We start from the raw sequence: 15,162 nt of genomic DNA on the forward strand, positions 1-15,162 counted from the left end.
ACAGGGAGTTTCCATGAGCCAGTTCTTTCAGATACATCCCGACAATCCCCAAGCCAGGCTGATCAAGCAAGCCGTGGAGATCATTCGCGACGGTGGTGTCGTGGTCTATCCCACCGACTCGTCCTATGCGATCGGCTGCTCGATGGGTAACAAGTCGGGTATTGAGCGGATCCGTCGCCTGCGCCAGCTGGATGACAAGCACAACTTCACCTTGGTCTGCCGCGACCTGTCGCAGCTCGGGCTGTTCGCCAAGGTCGACACCGCTGCGTTCCGTCTGCTCAAGACGACCCTGCCGGGGCCTTACACCATCATTCTCAGCGCGACCCGCGAAGTCCCACGCATGCTGTTGCACCCCAAACGCCGTACCATCGGCCTGCGCGTACCGGCGCAACCCATCGCGCAGGCGCTGTTGGCCGAATTGGGCGAGCCCTTGATGAGCGTGAGCCTGATTCTTCCGGGCGAGTCCGAGCCCATGAGCGACCCCTACGAGATCCGTCAGACGCTCGAACATCAGGTAGACCTGATCATTGACGGCGGTTACGGTGGCGTCGAAGCGTCCACGGTCATCAGCCTGGTGGATGGCGAGCCGGAAATCGTGCGGGTGGGCTGCGGTGATCCGGCGGCGTTCACCGGCTGACCGGATTCGCCCTGTCAAGAACCAACAAAGGAAACCCTTTTGAGCTCCATGGATTCGCAGCGACGTGTGGTCTCCGGCATGCGGCCTAACGGCCGTCTTCACCTGGGCCACTATCACGGCGTACTGAAGAACTGGATCAGATTGCAGCACGAATACCAGTGCTTCTTCTGCATTGTCGACTGGCACGCGCTGACGACCGATCATGCGGCAGGCAGCGACATCGCGCGTAATGTCCAGGACATGGCGATCGACTGGCTGGCGGCGGGCATCAGCCCCAGCTCGGCGACCTTGTTCATCCAGTCCCAGGTGCCCGAGCACGCCGAGCTTCACCTGCTGCTGTCGATGGTCTGCCCTTTGGCCTGGCTGGAGCGGGTGCCTTCGTACAAGGAGATGCAACTCGACGCGCAGCACAAGGACCTCGGCACCTACGGGTTTCTCGGCTACCCGTTGCTCCAGGCAGCCGACATCCTGGCTTATCGCGCCGGCGTGGTGCCGGTTGGCGCCGATCAGTTGCCGCATATCGAGTTCGCGCGCGACGTGGCACGGCGCTTCAATCACCTCTACGGGAGTGAAGAGGATTTCGAGGCGAAGGCCGAGGCGGCAATCCGCAAACTCGGTCGAAAAAGCTCCAAGCTTTATGCCAGCCTGCGCAAAAGCTACCAGGAGCAGGGCGATCTCGAGGCGCTGAATACTGCGCGAGCACTGCTCAAGGATCAGCAGACCATCACTCTGGGCGATCAGGAGCGCTTGTTCGGCTACCTGGAGGGTGGCGGCAGGCTGTTGCTTCCCGAGCCACAGGCTCTGCTAAGCGACTCGCCCAAAGTGTCTGGCCTGGATGGCGGCAAGATGGCCAAATCCGCCAGCAATTCCATCTTCCTGCGCGATACGCCGGCGGAAATCGAGGACAAGATCAAGCGCATGCCGACCGATCCGGCGCGCGTCCATCGTCACGATTCCGGTGAGCCGACCCGTTGTCCGGCTTGGCAGATGCATCTGGCGCACTCGGGCGATGAGGTCTGTCAGTGGGCCGAACAGGGCTGCCGCAGTGCAGGCATCGGTTGTCTGGAATGCAAGGCGCCGCTGATAGAAGCGATCAAGCTCGAGCTGGCGCCTCTCCAGGAGCGCGCATCGGACTATGAGCAGAACCCGGACCTGGTGCGTAGCATCCTGGCCGAAGGTGCCGAGCAGGCGCGTGACGAAGCCCGCGAAACCCTGGTCGTGGTGCGGCAGGCCATGGGCCTGAACTACCGCTAGCGCTCGGCCCGCGGTCTTGCGTAGTCAATTGAACCCCTGTCGTTCCATGGAGAAAGCATGCAGCAACCCCAGACCGAGGCGGTAATCGATCCGCCGGGTGAGCAGCTGCGGCTGGCACTGGTCTACGGCGAGGCCTTCAACAACCTGCCGCAGGATCTCTACATCCCGCCGGACGCGCTCGAGGTGTTTCTCGAGGCATTCGAAGGGCCGCTGGATTTGCTGCTGTACCTGATCCGCAAGCAGAACATCGACATCCTCGATATTCCCGTCGCCGAGATAACCCGTCAGTACATGGGCTATGTCGAGCTGATGAAGGCCGTGCGGCTCGAGCTGGCCGCTGAATACCTGGTGATGGCCGCCATGCTGGCCGAGATCAAGTCGCGCATGCTGTTGCCGCGTTCGGCCGAGGTGGAAGAGGAAGAACTCGACCCCCGTGCCGAATTGATACGCCGGTTGCAGGAGTACGAGCGCTTCAAGGCGGCCTCGGAAGATCTCGATCAATTGCCGCGGGTCGGTCGCGATCTGCACGTGCCCAGAATCGATGCGCCCGATGCGCGGGCACGCAAGCTGCTGCCAGAGGTGAGCCTCGAGGAGTTGCTCATTTTCATGGCCGAGGTGCTCCGTCGTGCCGACATGTTCGAGAGCCACCAGGTGACGCGGGAAACCTTGTCGACGCGTGAGCGCATGAGCGACGTGCTGGAGCGGCTCAAGGGTGGTGCCTTCGTCGCGTTCGCCACGCTGTTCACGGTCGAAGAGGGCAGGCTCGGGGTCGTGGTGACGTTCATGGCGGTGCTGGAGCTGATCAAGGAATCGCTGGTCGAGCTGGTGCAGAACGAACCCTTTGGCCCTATTCACGTGCGTGCTCGGGTGGAGTGATGGTCGGTATGGTGGAGGTAGTCAGCGTTGAATCTTTCCGAGCCTAAAGACCTCGCCTCGCTGCTCGAGGCGCTTTTGTTGGCTTCGGGCAAGCCGATGACCATCGAGCGGATGGCCGAGCTGTTCGACGAGGCCGAGCGCCCGACGCCAGCACTGCTGCGAAAGGCGCTGGAGGTGCTCGAAAAGGGGTGCAAAGGTCGCGCCTTCGAGCTCAAACAGGTCGCCAGCGGCTACCGTTTGCAGGTGCGCGAGCGCTTTTCGCCCTGGGTGGGACGCCTCTGGGAGGAACGCCCGCAGCGCTACTCGCGTGCCTTGCTGGAGACGCTGGTGCTGATTGCCTACCGCCAGCCGATCACCCGCGGCGAAATCGAGGACATCCGTGGCGTCGCGGTCAACAGCCAGATCGTCAAGACGCTGCTCGAGCGCGAGTGGATCAGGGTCGTCGGTCATCGCGACGTACCAGGCCGCCCGGCCATGTTCGCCACCACCAGGCAGTTTCTCGATCACTTCAACCTGAAAAGTCTCGACGAGCTACCGCCTCTGGCCGTGCTGCGGGAAATGGAGCCGGAGCCGTTGCCGGTCGACGCCGAGGATGCGCCTGTCCCGGCCGCGTTGCAGGCTCGTGCCGATGCCGAGCTGGAAACCGAGGTGCCGCGCGAACAGACCAGTTTCCGGAGCCTGCTGGCCGAGCTGGACGGCATGGAACAAGGGCTCAAGGTCGACTTCGATGATCTCGTCGACCAGGCAGACGAGCCCCCGGAGGCACCGGACGCCACCGCATCGTCCGATACCTCGTCACGTTAGTTCGGCGTCGTCGTTACACCCCGTTCTTGACCTTGCTCCAGGCTCGGGTGCGGGCGCGCTCGGCCTTTCTCGGCAATGGTTCGAGCGTGTAGAGCGTGTTCATCGCTTCATCGGTCGGGTAGAGGTTCGGGTTGTTACGAATCGATTCCTCGACCAGGGGCGTGGCGTCCTTGTTGGGGTTGGGGTAACCGACGAAATCCGAAATGGGGGCAATCACCTGCGGTTGGAGCAGGAAGTTGATGAACGCATGGGCTTCATCCACATTCTTGGCGTCCTTCGGAATCGCCATCAGGTCGAACCAGATCGGCGCGCCTTCCTTGGGCAGGCGCATGTCCACGGTCACCCCATTGTTGGCCTGCCTGGCGTTGTTCGCCGCCTGATGGAAGCTGCCCGAGTAGCCGATGGCTGCGCAGATCTCGCCATTGGCGATGTCGCTCATGTACTTGGAGCTATGGAAGTAACGCACATGGGGGCGGACCTTGGTCAACAGCGCCTCGGCCTTGTCGTAATCGTCCGGGTCGTGGCTATTGGGCGGCAGGCCCAGGTAGTCCAGGACGATGGGCATGATTTCGGACGGTGAGTCGAGCATGGCCACACCGCAGCCGGCCAGCTTGCTGACGTACTCTTCCTTGAACAGCAGATCCCAACTGTTCACCGGCGCGTCCTCGCCGAGCGCTGCCTTGACCTTCTCGACGTTGAAGCCGATCAGCACGGTGCCGTACATGTACGGAACGCTGTGCGCGTTGCCCGGATCGTTGGCCTCGATCAGCTTCATCAGGTTCGGGTTCAGGTGTTCCCAGTTCGGCAGTTTGCTGCGGTCGAGCGTCTGGAAGACCCCAGCCTCGACCTGCTTGGCCAGGAACACGTTGGAGGGAACGACCAGGTCATAGCCTGAATTGCCGGCCAGGAGCTTGGCCTCCAGCGCTTCGTTGGTATCGAAAATATCGTAGGTCAGCTTGATGCCGGAGTCTTGCTTGAAGGCTTCCAGGGTTTGCGGCGTGATGTAGTCGAACCAGTTGTAAACCTTCAACTCGCGTTCGGCGGCCTGGGCTTGTGAGCCCAGCAGAGCGGCCCCGCAACAGGCTGCCGTGATCCATTGGCGATAGCGATTCATGATTCTCTCCTTCAGCGGATGCGTGTTGAGGGGGTTAGCCCTGCTCGAAGCCTTCGAGCACGTTGACGGCATTGATGCCAATTTCTGCGACGGCGTAGCCACCTTCCATGACGAACAGCGTCGGGCGACCCAGCCCGGCGATGGCCTGTCCGATGCGCAGGTAGTCAGGGCTGTCGAGCCTGAAACGCGAGATGGGGTCGTCCTTGTAGGTGTCGACCCCAAGCGAAACCACCAACGCATCGGGTGCGAAGCGGGCAATCGCACGGCAAGCGGTATCCAGGGCCGCACCCCAGGCGTCCCAGCCACTGGCGGCGGCAAGCGGCAGGTTGAGGTTGAATCCCTCGCCGGCACCCGCTCCGGTCTCATCGGCATAGCCCAGGAAATGTGGATAGTCGAACGATGGGCTGGCGTGGATGTTGGCGACCAGTACATCGCTGCGCTCGTAGAAAATCGATTGCGTGCCGTTGCCGTGGTGGTAATCCACGTCGAGGATCGCCACGCGTGCGGCGCCCTGGTCCACGAACGCCTGGGCAGCGATGGCGGCGTTGTTCAGGTAGCAGTAACCGCCCATCACATCCGCGCTGGCGTGATGGCCCGGTGGACGGCAGAGCGCGAACGCACCGTGCGCGCCATTGGCGACCGCTTGCTGGCCGGTCAGTGCCAGTTGGGCGGCGGTATAGATGGCTTGCCAGGTGCCTGCGGTGATGCCCGCGAAGCCGTCGAAGCTGTGGTAGCCGAGCTGTCCGTAGAGGTCGTCCGGGCGTTTGGCGCGCAGATGCCGGGCCGGAAACACACCGGGCGACAGGTCGGCGCTGTTGCCTTCCGCGGCCCAGCGATCCCAGGCGGTCTTGAGAAAATCGAGGTATTCGGTGGTGTGAACGCGCGCCACCGGTGCCAGTCCGAAGTCGGCGCTGGGCCGCACCTCGCCGAGCCCCCGTTCGCGCACCCGGGACAGCACGTGGTCGGCACGGGCCGGCATTTCGAAGCAAGGTTTCGGTTCGCCTGCGACCATTTCGCCCTGCAAGTGATGCAGGCGATGGTCGTCGCTGTAGAACGTGAGCATATTGTTATTTTCTCCTGGCGGCTCCTGTCCTCATTGTTCGTATCCCAATTGGCGGCTGAGAACGATCGAAGCGGCCAAGAGGGGATCGAAGTGGCCAATATCTGCGAGAGGGCCCCGATGGCCGGGCGAGCCGCTGGGGTCAAATGGCGGGAGTGCGCAGCGTGTGGGGCAGGGTGCCGCGCTCGGCGCGGAAGCGGCTGGGCGCGAGTCCGCTCCAGCGCTGGAAGGCGTGACGGAAGCTGGCGGTCTCGCTGAAGCCCATCGTTTCGGCGATGGCGTTGATGCTCAGCGAGCCTTCTTCCAACAGGGCGCGTGCGCGCTCATAGCGCAGCTCGTCGAGCAGCCGCTGATAGCCCGTGCCGGCTTCCTGCAGGTGACGTCTCAGGGTGCGTGAGGAGCAGTGGAGCTGGCGCGCCAGGCCATACAACCCGGGAGGTTCGCATAACTGCCCGGCCAGCATTTCACGGCACCGCTCGACGATCCCCTGGCGATTGATGAATTCGTTATTCAGACGTTGACACAGCTCACGCATGTCCCGCGTAGTGACCCGATCAGCCAGGGGAAGGGGTAGCTCCATGTCCGCAACCGAGAAGCCGAATGCGTTGCGTCGCGCTAGAAAACGTCGCTCACAGGAAAAGCTACCGAGGTAGGCCTCTTCGTATGCCGGAACCGGATGACAAAAGGTCGCCGCGGTCAGCGTCAAGGGACGGCCGAGGAGGTCGTCGCACACCTGTTTCAGTGAGGCGAGGCAGAACTCGACGCTGAAGGTCTCCAGCTCCGCCGTGTAGCGATAGTCGCCGGCTGAGAGCCAGATGGTATCGCCTTCGTTCAGCAACTCCAGATGGAAATAGGTGCCGAGCAGGGCGGGGTAGTCCAGTGCCAGCCGTAGCGCATCGCCCAGCGTCGCGCTGGACAGCATCGCGTAGCCGAGCGGGCCGTAAGACGACACGTGCATGCGCCGCCCCAGGACAAGGCCGAGAGCGCGGCAATGCGGCAGCGCATTGGCAAACACCCGAAGCTCCTGAGCACGGGTGATGCGCATGTCCGGGTGCTGGAGATCCTCAGGGGTGATGCCACTCCCGCCGAGCAGCTGATCAGCCGTCTCGGCATCGATCAGCTCCAGCACGAGCGCGACCGAGTGCAGGGTAGTCACATGGGATTGCAGCATGGCGGTGGTGGCGTCTCCTGGGCAGAGCTCAGAATAGCCCAAGCGCGCGAGACGCCGTCAACGCATCGCCTGTATCGCCATGCCTGCCGGGTTCGGTTAGCTGCGGTGGGTCAGATAACCGGCGTAGTCCGGGATTCGATACCCATGCGCTTCGTTGAGCAGCGGGCTCGTCAGCAGATAATCGGCGGTGCTTTCATTGGCTGCCAGGGGAATGTTCCACACCGCAGCGACCCGCAACAACGCTTTCACGTCCGGGTCATGCGGTTGTGGCTCGAACGGATCCCAGAAGAAGACCAGCATGTCGATGCGACGCTCGGCGATGCGCGCACCGATCTGCTGATCGCCGCCCAGCGGACCACTGATCATGCATTCGACTGCAAGCCCCAGCCGTCGCTCGAGCAATAGCCCGGTGGTGCCGGTGGCAAGCAGCTGGTGGTTCAGCAGCTTGTCCTTTTGCCGATCGGCCCATTCCAGCAGGCGCTCTTTGCAGTGATCGTGAGCGACCAGGGCGATGCGCTTGCGCGCCGGCAGTGTCGCGGTGACGAAATCGATGCGGTTCATGGTCTTCCTTGGTCTGCGGGGAGGCGACGAGCCGGGTTATGGCGCTTCGTGCAGGGCGCGGCAGGTGTCCAACATGCGGTTGGAGAATCCCCATTCGTTGTCATACCAGGCCATCACTTTGAGCAGGCGTCCGCTAACCTTAGTGTGGTTGGTATCGAAAATCGACGACATCGGGTTGTGGTTGAAGTCGCAGGACACCAGCGGCAGCGAGTTGCAGGCCAGGATCGGAGAGCGCTGGCTGGCTTCGAGCATCAACGCGTTGACCTCTTCAGCGGTGGTTTCGCGGTTCAGCTCCAGGGTCAGGTCGACCAGCGAGACGTTGATCACCGGTACCCGGACGGCCATGCCGGTCAGCTTGCCCGCCAGCTCCGGCAGAACCAGCCCGACGGCTTCGGCGGCGCCGGTCTTGGTCGGAATCATCGACTGCGTGGCGGAGCGAGCCCGGTAAGGGTCGCTGTGGTAGACATCAGACAGGTTCTGGTCGTTGGTGTAGGCATGGATGGTGGTCATCAGGCCGTGGGCGATGCCGAACTCGCGCGACAGGACCTGCGCGACCGGCGCCAGGCAATTGGTGGTACAGGAAGCGTTGGAGATGATCTGGTGAGACTGGCGCAGAATGTCATGGTTGACGCCGTAGACGATGGTGGCATCGGCGCCCGAGGCAGGAGCGGAAATGATCACCTTGCTGGCCCCGGCTTCCAGGTGTGCGCTGGCTTTCTCGCGCGAAGTGAAGAGCCCGGTACACTCGAAGACCACGTCGACCTGGTGCTGGCGCCAGGGCAGCTCCGCCGGGTTGCGGATCGCCGTCACCGCGATCGGGTCGCCATTGACCGTCAGGCGGTCGTCACCAACCTCGATTTTTGCGTCGAAATGACCATGGACGCTGTCGTACTGCAAGAGGTGGGCGTTCATCGCCGAGCTGCCCAGATCGTTGATCGCCACGACCTGGAGATGCTCGCGGTAATTCTGACTGTACAGGGCGCGCAGAACGTTGCGTCCGATACGGCCGAAGCCGTTGATGGCGATGCGAATAGTCATAATGGGTCCCTGGATGGAATTTGTTGTAGGAATTACAAGATTATTCCTGTCAAAATAGAAATCAAGCCCAAATACATGTTGTTTTGTTGGTAAAACTACAGATTCACGAGCAGGAGTGATGGCATGCACCCGCGGATTCAAGAAGTTACCGAACGTTTGATCGAGCGCAGCCGTCCGTCGCGGCAGCGCTATCTCGCCCAGATGGCTGGCGCCGCGAGCGACGGGCCCCAGCGCGGCAAACTGCAATGCGCCAACTTCGCGCACGGCGTGGCGGGTTGCGCGTCGACCAGCGACAAGCAGCAGCTGCGTCTGATGAACGAAGCCAACGTAGCCATCGTCTCGGCGTACAACGACATGTTGTCGGCGCACCAGCCGTACGAGCATTTCCCCGAGATCATCAAGCAGGCGCTTCGCGACGTCGGCTCGATCGGGCAGTTCGCGGGCGGCGTGCCGGCCATGTGCGATGGGGTGACCCAGGGTGAGGCGGGCATGGAGATGAGCCTGGCCAGTCGCGAGGTGATCGCCATGGCGACCGCCATCGCGTTGTCGCACAACATGTTCGACGCGGCGCTGTATTTGGGCATCTGCGACAAGATCATCCCCGGCTTGATGATCGGTGCTTTGCGCTTCGGCCATCTGCCGGCCGTATTCGTGCCGGGCGGGCCGATGCCGTCGGGCATTCCGAACAAGCAGAAAGCCGAAGTCAGGCAGCGTTATGCCGAAGGCAAGGCCAGCCGCGAAGAGCTGCTGGAGTCCGAAATGCTGTCCTATCACAGCCCCGGCACCTGCACCTTCTACGGCACCGCGAACACCAACCAGGTGGTGATGGAGATCATGGGCCTGCATCTGCCGGGCTCGTCCTTCGTCAATCCCTACACGCCGTTGCGTGACGAGCTGACCCGCGAGGCGGCGCGCCAGGTCGCGCGGCTGACGCCACAGTCGGGCAACTACCTGCCGCTGTGCAAGATCGTCGACGAGAAGGCGATCATCAATTCGGTGGTCGCACTGAATGCCACTGGTGGCTCGACCAACCACACCCTGCACATTCCGGCCTTCGCCCAGGCGGCGGGCATCCAGCTGACCTGGCAGGACATGGCCGACATCTCGGCGGTGACGCCGACGCTGGCCAAGGTCTATCCCAACGGTCAGGCGGACGTGAATCACTTCCATGCCTGTGGTGGCGTGCCGTTCATGGTGCGCACGCTGCTCGACGCCGGGCTGTTGCACGAGGATGTCTATACCGTCATGGGGCAGGGCCTCAAGCAGTACACCCGCGAGCCGTTTTTCGAAGAAGGCCGGCTGGTCTGGCGGGAAGGCCCCGAGGGCAGCCTGGATGAGGCGATCCTGCGCCCAGCCGACCGGCCGTTCTCGCCGGAAGGCGGCTTGCGTGTGCTGGAGGGCAACCTGGGGCGAGGCGTCACCAAGATTTCGGCGGTCGCTCCGGAGCATCGTGTGGTCGAGGCGCCGGCACGGGTGTTCGGCGACCAGGCTGAACTGGCCAAGGCATTCAAGGACGGCGAGCTGGAACGGGACTTCGTCGCGGTGGTGCGTTTCCAGGGGCCGAAGGCCAACGGTATGCCGGAACTGCACAAACTGACGCCCTTCCTGGGTGTGTTGCAGGACCGTGGTTACAAGGTGGCACTGGTCACCGATGGGCGCATGTCGGGCGCGTCGGGCAAGGTGCCGGCGGCGATTCACGTCAGTCCCGAGGCGCTCGATGGCGGGCCGCTGTGCCGGGTGCGTGACGGCGATATCATCCGCGTCGACGGCGAGACGGGTGAGTTGCGTGTGTTGGTCGACCAGGCCGAGTTCGACAGCCGTGAGCGCGTGATGGCGCCGAATGATCTGGGCATTGGCTGTGGCCGCGAGCTGTTCGGCTTTCTTCGTGCGGCCTTCAGTCCGGCTGAGAAAGGCGCAAGTGTGTTCACCGAGGAGCTGGAGGCGCTCAAGTGACGGCACTGGTAGGCGATATCGGCGGTACCAATGCACGTTTCGCATTGTGGCGTGACCAGCAGATCGAATCGGTACGGGTATTGCCGACCATCGATTATCCGCGGCCTGAGGATGCCATCCGTGCCTATCTGCAGGGCGTCGGGCAGAGCGTCGAGGCGTTGCAGGCCGTCTGCCTGGCCTGTGCCGGCCCGGTTTCCGGCGACGAATTCGTATTCACCAACAATCACTGGCGCCTGAGTCGCAAAGCCTTCTGCCAGGACCTCGGGCTCAGCGATCTGCTGTTGATCAACGACTTCACTGCGATGGCGCTGGGGATGACACGTCTGCGCGATGGCGAGCTGATCGAAGTCTGTCCCGGGCAGTCAGAAGTGGGCCGGGCTCGCTTGGTGATCGGGCCTGGCACTGGGCTTGGTGTCGCCACCTTGCTGCCGCTCGATGGCGGCGCCTGGCATGCGCTGCCAGGAGAGGGTGGGCATGTCGGCCTGCCGATCGGCACGGCCAGGGAGGCTGCCTTGTGGGCTCGCCTGCACGACAAGTTGGGGCACGTGAATGCCGAGGCGATTCTCAGCGGCGGTGGTCTGCTCGAGCTGTATCGAACCAGTTGCGCTGTCGACGGCGAGTCGCCACGATTCACCACCCCGGCCGAGGTGACTGCCGCCGCGTTGGCTGGCGATGGCTACGCCGCTGCGGTGCTGGAGCAGTTCTGCGTCTGGTTGGGGCGCATCGCCGGTGACAATGTGCTGACCACAGGCGCGCGAGGCGGGGTCTATATTGCTGGCGGTATCGTGCCACGCTTCGTCGAGTTTTTTCTGCGCAGCGGCTTCCGCCAAAGTTTTCGCGACAAGGGTTGCATGAGCCGGTACTTTGATGGCCTTCCCGTCTGGGTCGTGACGGCGGATTATCCCGGGCTGGAAGGTGCAGGCGTGGCGTTGCAGCAATTGCTGGAGGGCGCGTCTGGCGGACGTTGACCCGCTCAATAACAAGAGAAAGGAAGCCAGGTGAACCAGGCTGGACGATCGATTCTGCTGGTCGATGATGACCAGGAAATTCGCGAGCTACTGGAGGCGTACCTTAGCCGGTCCGGTTTTCAGGTACGCACCGTGGCCGATGGCGCTTTGTTTCGTCAGGCGATGGCCAACGATCCGGCCGACCTGGTGATTCTTGACGTGATGCTGCCCGACGAAGACGGTTTCAGCCTCTGTCGTTGGGTGCGCGGGCATCAGCGTCTGGCCCAGATGCCGATCATCATGCTGACGGCCAGCTCGGACGAGGCCGATCGGGTCATCGGCCTCGAACTGGGTGCCGACGATTACCTTGGAAAGCCTTTCAGCCCCCGTGAGCTGCTGGCTCGAATCAAGGCATTGCTGCGCAGGGCCAGTTTCAGCCAGGAGCGTACCAGTGACGTTCTGGCGTTCGACGAGTGGCGGCTGGATATGGTCAGCCACCGGCTGTTTCACCAGGACGGCGAAGAGGTGTTGCTGTCCGGTGCCGACTTTGCCCTGTTGAAGCTGTTTCTCGATCATCCGCAGCAGATTCTCGATCGCGACACCATCGCCAATGCCACGCGTGGCCGAGAGGTCATGCCGCTCGAGCGCATCGTCGACATGGCGGTCAGCCGTCTGCGCCAGCGGTTGCGCGACACCGGCAAATGCCCTCGTCTGATTCGTACCGTGCGCGGCAGTGGCTACTTGCTCGCTGCGCAGGTCGTGCCTCATCACGATGCGTTCGGCTAAGCCGCGCTGGCTGCCCGTGCCGCGCTCGCTGCTCGGTCGGATGCTGTTCCTGACCCTGCTGGTCGTGCTGCTGGCACAAGCGCTGTCGAGTTTTATCTGGGTCTCCCAATTGAGGGCGAGCCAGATGGAGGGGCTGCTGGCCAGCGCCCGCAGCCTGGCGCACTCGATGGCGGCGAGCGTCAGCTATTTTCGTTCCCTGCCGCTCGGGTATCGGCCGTTGGTACTCGACCAGTTGCGCAGCATGGGCGGGACGCGCTTTTTCGTTTCGTTGAACGACAAACCGCTGGAGATGCGGATTCTGCCTGCTACCGAGCGCAAACAGGCGGTGCTGGCGGCGGTCGACCAGGTGCTGCGCGAGCGTCTCGGCAGGGACGCCGACGTGTCCGTCAGCTTCGTCAGCCCCGACGACCTGCGCATCTTCAATGGCGGGCTGAAACTCGATGAGCTACCGCGCTCCTGGGCGCATTATGCGTTGAGCCTGGAGCCGCTGAACCCACCCGTGTTGGTCACCCAGGTCCAGATTGCCCCTGGCGAGTGGCTGTACCTCGCCTCGTTGATGCCGGCCCCGTATGTCAGCCTGGAAGATGACAGCATTCCGACCCAGCAGCTGTGGTTCATATTTTTCACCACCAGCTTCCTCTTGCTGTTCATCGGCATCCTGGTGCATTGGCAGAGTCGACCGCTCAAACGCCTGGCTCAGGCGGCCCGCGAGATGTCGCTGGGCAGCGAGGTGGAGCTGCTGCCGGAGGCCGGTGGCAGCGAGGTGGTGGAAGTCAGCCGCGCGTTCAACAGCATGCGTGAGCGCATCGGCCGCTACCTGACCGAGCGCAGCCAGTTGTTCAGCGCCATTTCGCACGACTTGCGTACACCCATCACGCGGTTGCGCCTGCGCGTGGAACTGCTCGATGACGAAGTGCTGCAGAGCAAGTTCACCCGGGATCTTGACGAGCTCGAACTGTTGGTCAAGGGCGCGCTGCAGTGCGTCAAGGACACCGATATCCACGAGAATATCGAGCCGCTGGACCTGAATGTCCTGCTCGACTGCGTCACCGAACCCTACTTGGCGCCTACCGGCAACGGCCGTGTCACCGTCCACGGTAAGCCGGCGGGGCCATACGCCGGCAAGCCGCTCGCGCTTCGGCGCTGCATCGGTAACTTGCTCGACAATGCGCTGAAGTACGGCGAGCGGGCGCATCTGCATATCGTCGATGACGGCGAGACGTTCATCCTGCACGTCGACGACGAGGGACCGGGCGTTCCTCAGGCGTGGCTGGAACAGGTTTTCGAGCCGAACTTCCGGTTGGCGACGAAGCAGTCCGGTTATGGTCTCGGCCTCGGGATCGCCCGCAATATCGCCCATGCCCACGGCGGCGAGATCAGTTTGTGCAACCTGCCGGACGCGGGGCTGCGCGTGACCCTGAGCCTGCCACGTCATTCCGGGTGAGGGCGCCGTCTCTGCCGTCGCTTCGTTACAGCAGCCCGCCCTTTGTAACGAAACGGTGACCATTCACTATCCCTTCGTTACCCGAGCCTTCGCCTGGCCCGCCTAGAATCGGTGGCACGCAAGCTGAACTTGCACCGATAACAACAAGAAAGGAAAACCAATGAATACGATTAATCGTCTGGTTGCAGCTGTTTCCCTCGTTTCCCTCGTTCCGTTCGCTCACGCCGGTGAAGTTGAAGTGCTGCACTGGTGGACCTCCGGCGGCGAGAAGCGCGCCGCCGACACCTTGCGGCGGCTGGTCGAAGAGCAGGGTCATACCTGGAAGGACTTCGCCGTTGCGGGCGGCGGTGGCGAGGCGGCCATGACCGTGCTCAAGACCCGCGCCGTATCCGGTAACGCGCCGGCCGCAGCGCAGATCAAAGGCCCCGATATCCAGGAATGGGGCGAGCTGGGCCTGCTGACCGATCTCAACGAAGTGGCCGAAAAGGCCAAGTGGGACGAATTGCTGCCCAAGCAGGTCTCGGCGGCCATGAAGTACGACGGCGACTACGTCGCGGTGCCGGTGAACGTACACCGGGTCAACTGGCTCTGGATCAACCCGGACGTCTTCGAAAAAGCCGGTGCCACGCCACCGAAGAGCCTCGATGAATTCTTCGCCGCCGCCGAAAAGCTCAAGGCGGCCGGTTACATACCGATCGCCCATGGCGGCCAGCCGTGGCAAGACGGCACCGTCTTCGAAGACCTGGCACTGGCGTCCCTCGGGCCGGAAGACTTCCGCAAGGCATTCGTCGAGCTCGACCGCGAGGTACTCACCGGCGACAAGATGGTCGAGGCGTTCGCGGCGCTGAAAAAACTGCACGGGTACATCGACAACAACGCAGCAGGCCGCGATTGGAACAGTGCAACCGCCATGGTGATGAACGGCAAGGCCGGCATGCAGATCATGGGTGACTGGGCCAAGAGCGAATGGAGTGCGGCCAACAAGATTGCAGGTGATGACTATCAATGCCTGCCATTTCCCGGCACCCAGGGCAGCTTCACCTACAACATCGACTCGCTGGCCATGTTCAAGCTCAGCAACGAAGAGGACCGCAAGGCGCAGCAGGACCTCGCCCGAATCGTTCTGGAGCCTGAGTTCCAGCAGTTCTTCAACCAGAACAAGGGTTCGATTCCGGTGCGCCTCGACCAGGACATGAGCGAGTTCGATACCTGCGCTCAACAGTCCATGGAAGACTTCAAATCCTCGGCGCAAGGCCCGGGATTGGTACCGAGCCTGGCCCATGGCATGGCGGCCTCCAGCTATGTCCAAGGGGCGGTCTTCGACGTGGTCACCAATTTCTTCAACGACCCCTCCGCCGACCCGAAGAAAGCGGCGCAGCAACTGGCTGCGGCGATCCAGGCGGTTCAGTAGCCCATACGGGTCGTCGTGATCGCGACGGCCCCATTTCATCGCAAACGAGCCGGTGTCGACGCACCGGCCCCAGCGGCCCGTTCGTCGATCGGTCGTGGCGGGTGCG

The 15,162-nt window shown here is 62.9% G+C and carries 14 protein-coding genes; 9 read left to right on the forward strand and 5 right to left on the reverse strand.

Annotated features, from left to right (window positions below; genetic code table 11):
- Positions 1-13: 13 nt before the first annotated feature.
- The 4 genes from KVO92_RS19675 (at position 14) to scpB (ending at position 3,571) form a co-directional block, all read left to right on the forward strand.
- Positions 14-637 carry an L-threonylcarbamoyladenylate synthase gene (locus KVO92_RS19675; protein WP_217477188.1) on the forward strand — a complete coding sequence of 208 codons (624 nt, stop codon included), beginning with the start codon at positions 14-16 and terminating at the stop codon, positions 635-637.
- Between the two features lie 78 nt (positions 638-715).
- A complete protein-coding gene (locus KVO92_RS19680) occupies positions 716-1,891 on the forward strand; it encodes a tryptophan--tRNA ligase (protein WP_254621592.1) in 1,176 nt (391 codons plus the stop codon).
- 57 nt (positions 1,892-1,948) lie between these two features.
- Positions 1,949-2,767 carry a segregation and condensation protein A gene (locus KVO92_RS19685; protein ID WP_254621484.1) on the forward strand — a complete coding sequence of 273 codons (819 nt, stop codon included), beginning with the start codon at positions 1,949-1,951 and terminating at the stop codon, positions 2,765-2,767.
- Between the two features lie 27 nt (positions 2,768-2,794).
- Positions 2,795-3,571 (forward strand): SMC-Scp complex subunit ScpB, encoded by a 777-nt coding sequence (gene scpB, locus KVO92_RS19690; protein WP_217477189.1) that lies wholly within the window; start codon positions 2,795-2,797, stop codon positions 3,569-3,571.
- A gap of 13 nt (positions 3,572-3,584) precedes the next feature.
- On the opposite strand, the gene KVO92_RS19695 is transcribed toward scpB, so the two are convergent.
- From KVO92_RS19695 to gap, 5 genes are all read right to left on the reverse strand, one after another.
- Positions 3,585-4,685: a polyamine ABC transporter substrate-binding protein gene (locus KVO92_RS19695; protein WP_217477190.1), complete on the reverse strand. Its 1,101-nt coding sequence runs from the start codon at positions 4,683-4,685 to the stop codon at positions 3,585-3,587.
- A 34-nt stretch (positions 4,686-4,719) separates the two neighbouring features.
- Complete coding sequence (locus KVO92_RS19700) at positions 4,720-5,748, reverse strand: histone deacetylase family protein (RefSeq protein ID WP_217477191.1); 1,029 nt, start codon at positions 5,746-5,748, stop codon at positions 4,720-4,722.
- 139 nt (positions 5,749-5,887) lie between these two features.
- Complete coding sequence (locus KVO92_RS19705; protein ID WP_217477192.1) at positions 5,888-6,916, reverse strand: AraC family transcriptional regulator; 1,029 nt, start codon at positions 6,914-6,916, stop codon at positions 5,888-5,890.
- 96 nt (positions 6,917-7,012) lie between these two features.
- Positions 7,013-7,477, reverse strand: coding sequence for a methylglyoxal synthase (locus tag KVO92_RS19710; RefSeq protein ID WP_217477193.1), 465 nt, complete (start codon positions 7,475-7,477; stop codon positions 7,013-7,015).
- Between the two features lie 36 nt (positions 7,478-7,513).
- Positions 7,514-8,515: a type I glyceraldehyde-3-phosphate dehydrogenase gene (gene gap, locus KVO92_RS19715; RefSeq protein ID WP_217477194.1), complete on the reverse strand. Its 1,002-nt coding sequence runs from the start codon at positions 8,513-8,515 to the stop codon at positions 7,514-7,516.
- Between the two features lie 123 nt (positions 8,516-8,638).
- Between gap and edd the strand changes: the two genes are divergently transcribed.
- The 5 genes from edd to KVO92_RS19740 all read left to right on the forward strand — a co-directional run bounded on the left by edd (position 8,639) and on the right by KVO92_RS19740 (position 15,056).
- A complete protein-coding gene (edd, locus tag KVO92_RS19720; RefSeq protein ID WP_217477195.1) occupies positions 8,639-10,468 on the forward strand; it encodes a phosphogluconate dehydratase in 1,830 nt (609 codons plus the stop codon).
- Positions 10,465-11,436, forward strand: coding sequence for a glucokinase (locus KVO92_RS19725; protein ID WP_217477196.1), 972 nt, complete (start codon positions 10,465-10,467; stop codon positions 11,434-11,436). The genes edd and KVO92_RS19725 overlap by 4 nt, the downstream gene beginning before the upstream one ends.
- Before the next feature lie 30 nt (positions 11,437-11,466).
- Positions 11,467-12,201: a response regulator gene (locus KVO92_RS19730; protein ID WP_217477197.1), complete on the forward strand. Its 735-nt coding sequence runs from the start codon at positions 11,467-11,469 to the stop codon at positions 12,199-12,201.
- Positions 12,188-13,645: an ATP-binding protein gene (locus KVO92_RS19735; RefSeq protein ID WP_254621485.1), complete on the forward strand. Its 1,458-nt coding sequence runs from the start codon at positions 12,188-12,190 to the stop codon at positions 13,643-13,645. Before KVO92_RS19730 ends, KVO92_RS19735 begins: the two co-directional genes overlap by 14 nt.
- A gap of 160 nt (positions 13,646-13,805) precedes the next feature.
- The gene (locus KVO92_RS19740; protein ID WP_217477198.1) at positions 13,806-15,056 is read left to right on the forward strand and encodes an ABC transporter substrate-binding protein; all 1,251 of its coding nucleotides are present in this window, start codon (positions 13,806-13,808) and stop codon (positions 15,054-15,056) included.
- The last annotated feature ends 106 nt before the right edge of the window (positions 15,057-15,162 follow it).

The organism is Stutzerimonas stutzeri (assembly GCF_019090095.1).
Taxonomy (GTDB): Bacteria; Pseudomonadota; Gammaproteobacteria; order Pseudomonadales; family Pseudomonadaceae; genus Stutzerimonas; species Stutzerimonas stutzeri_AN.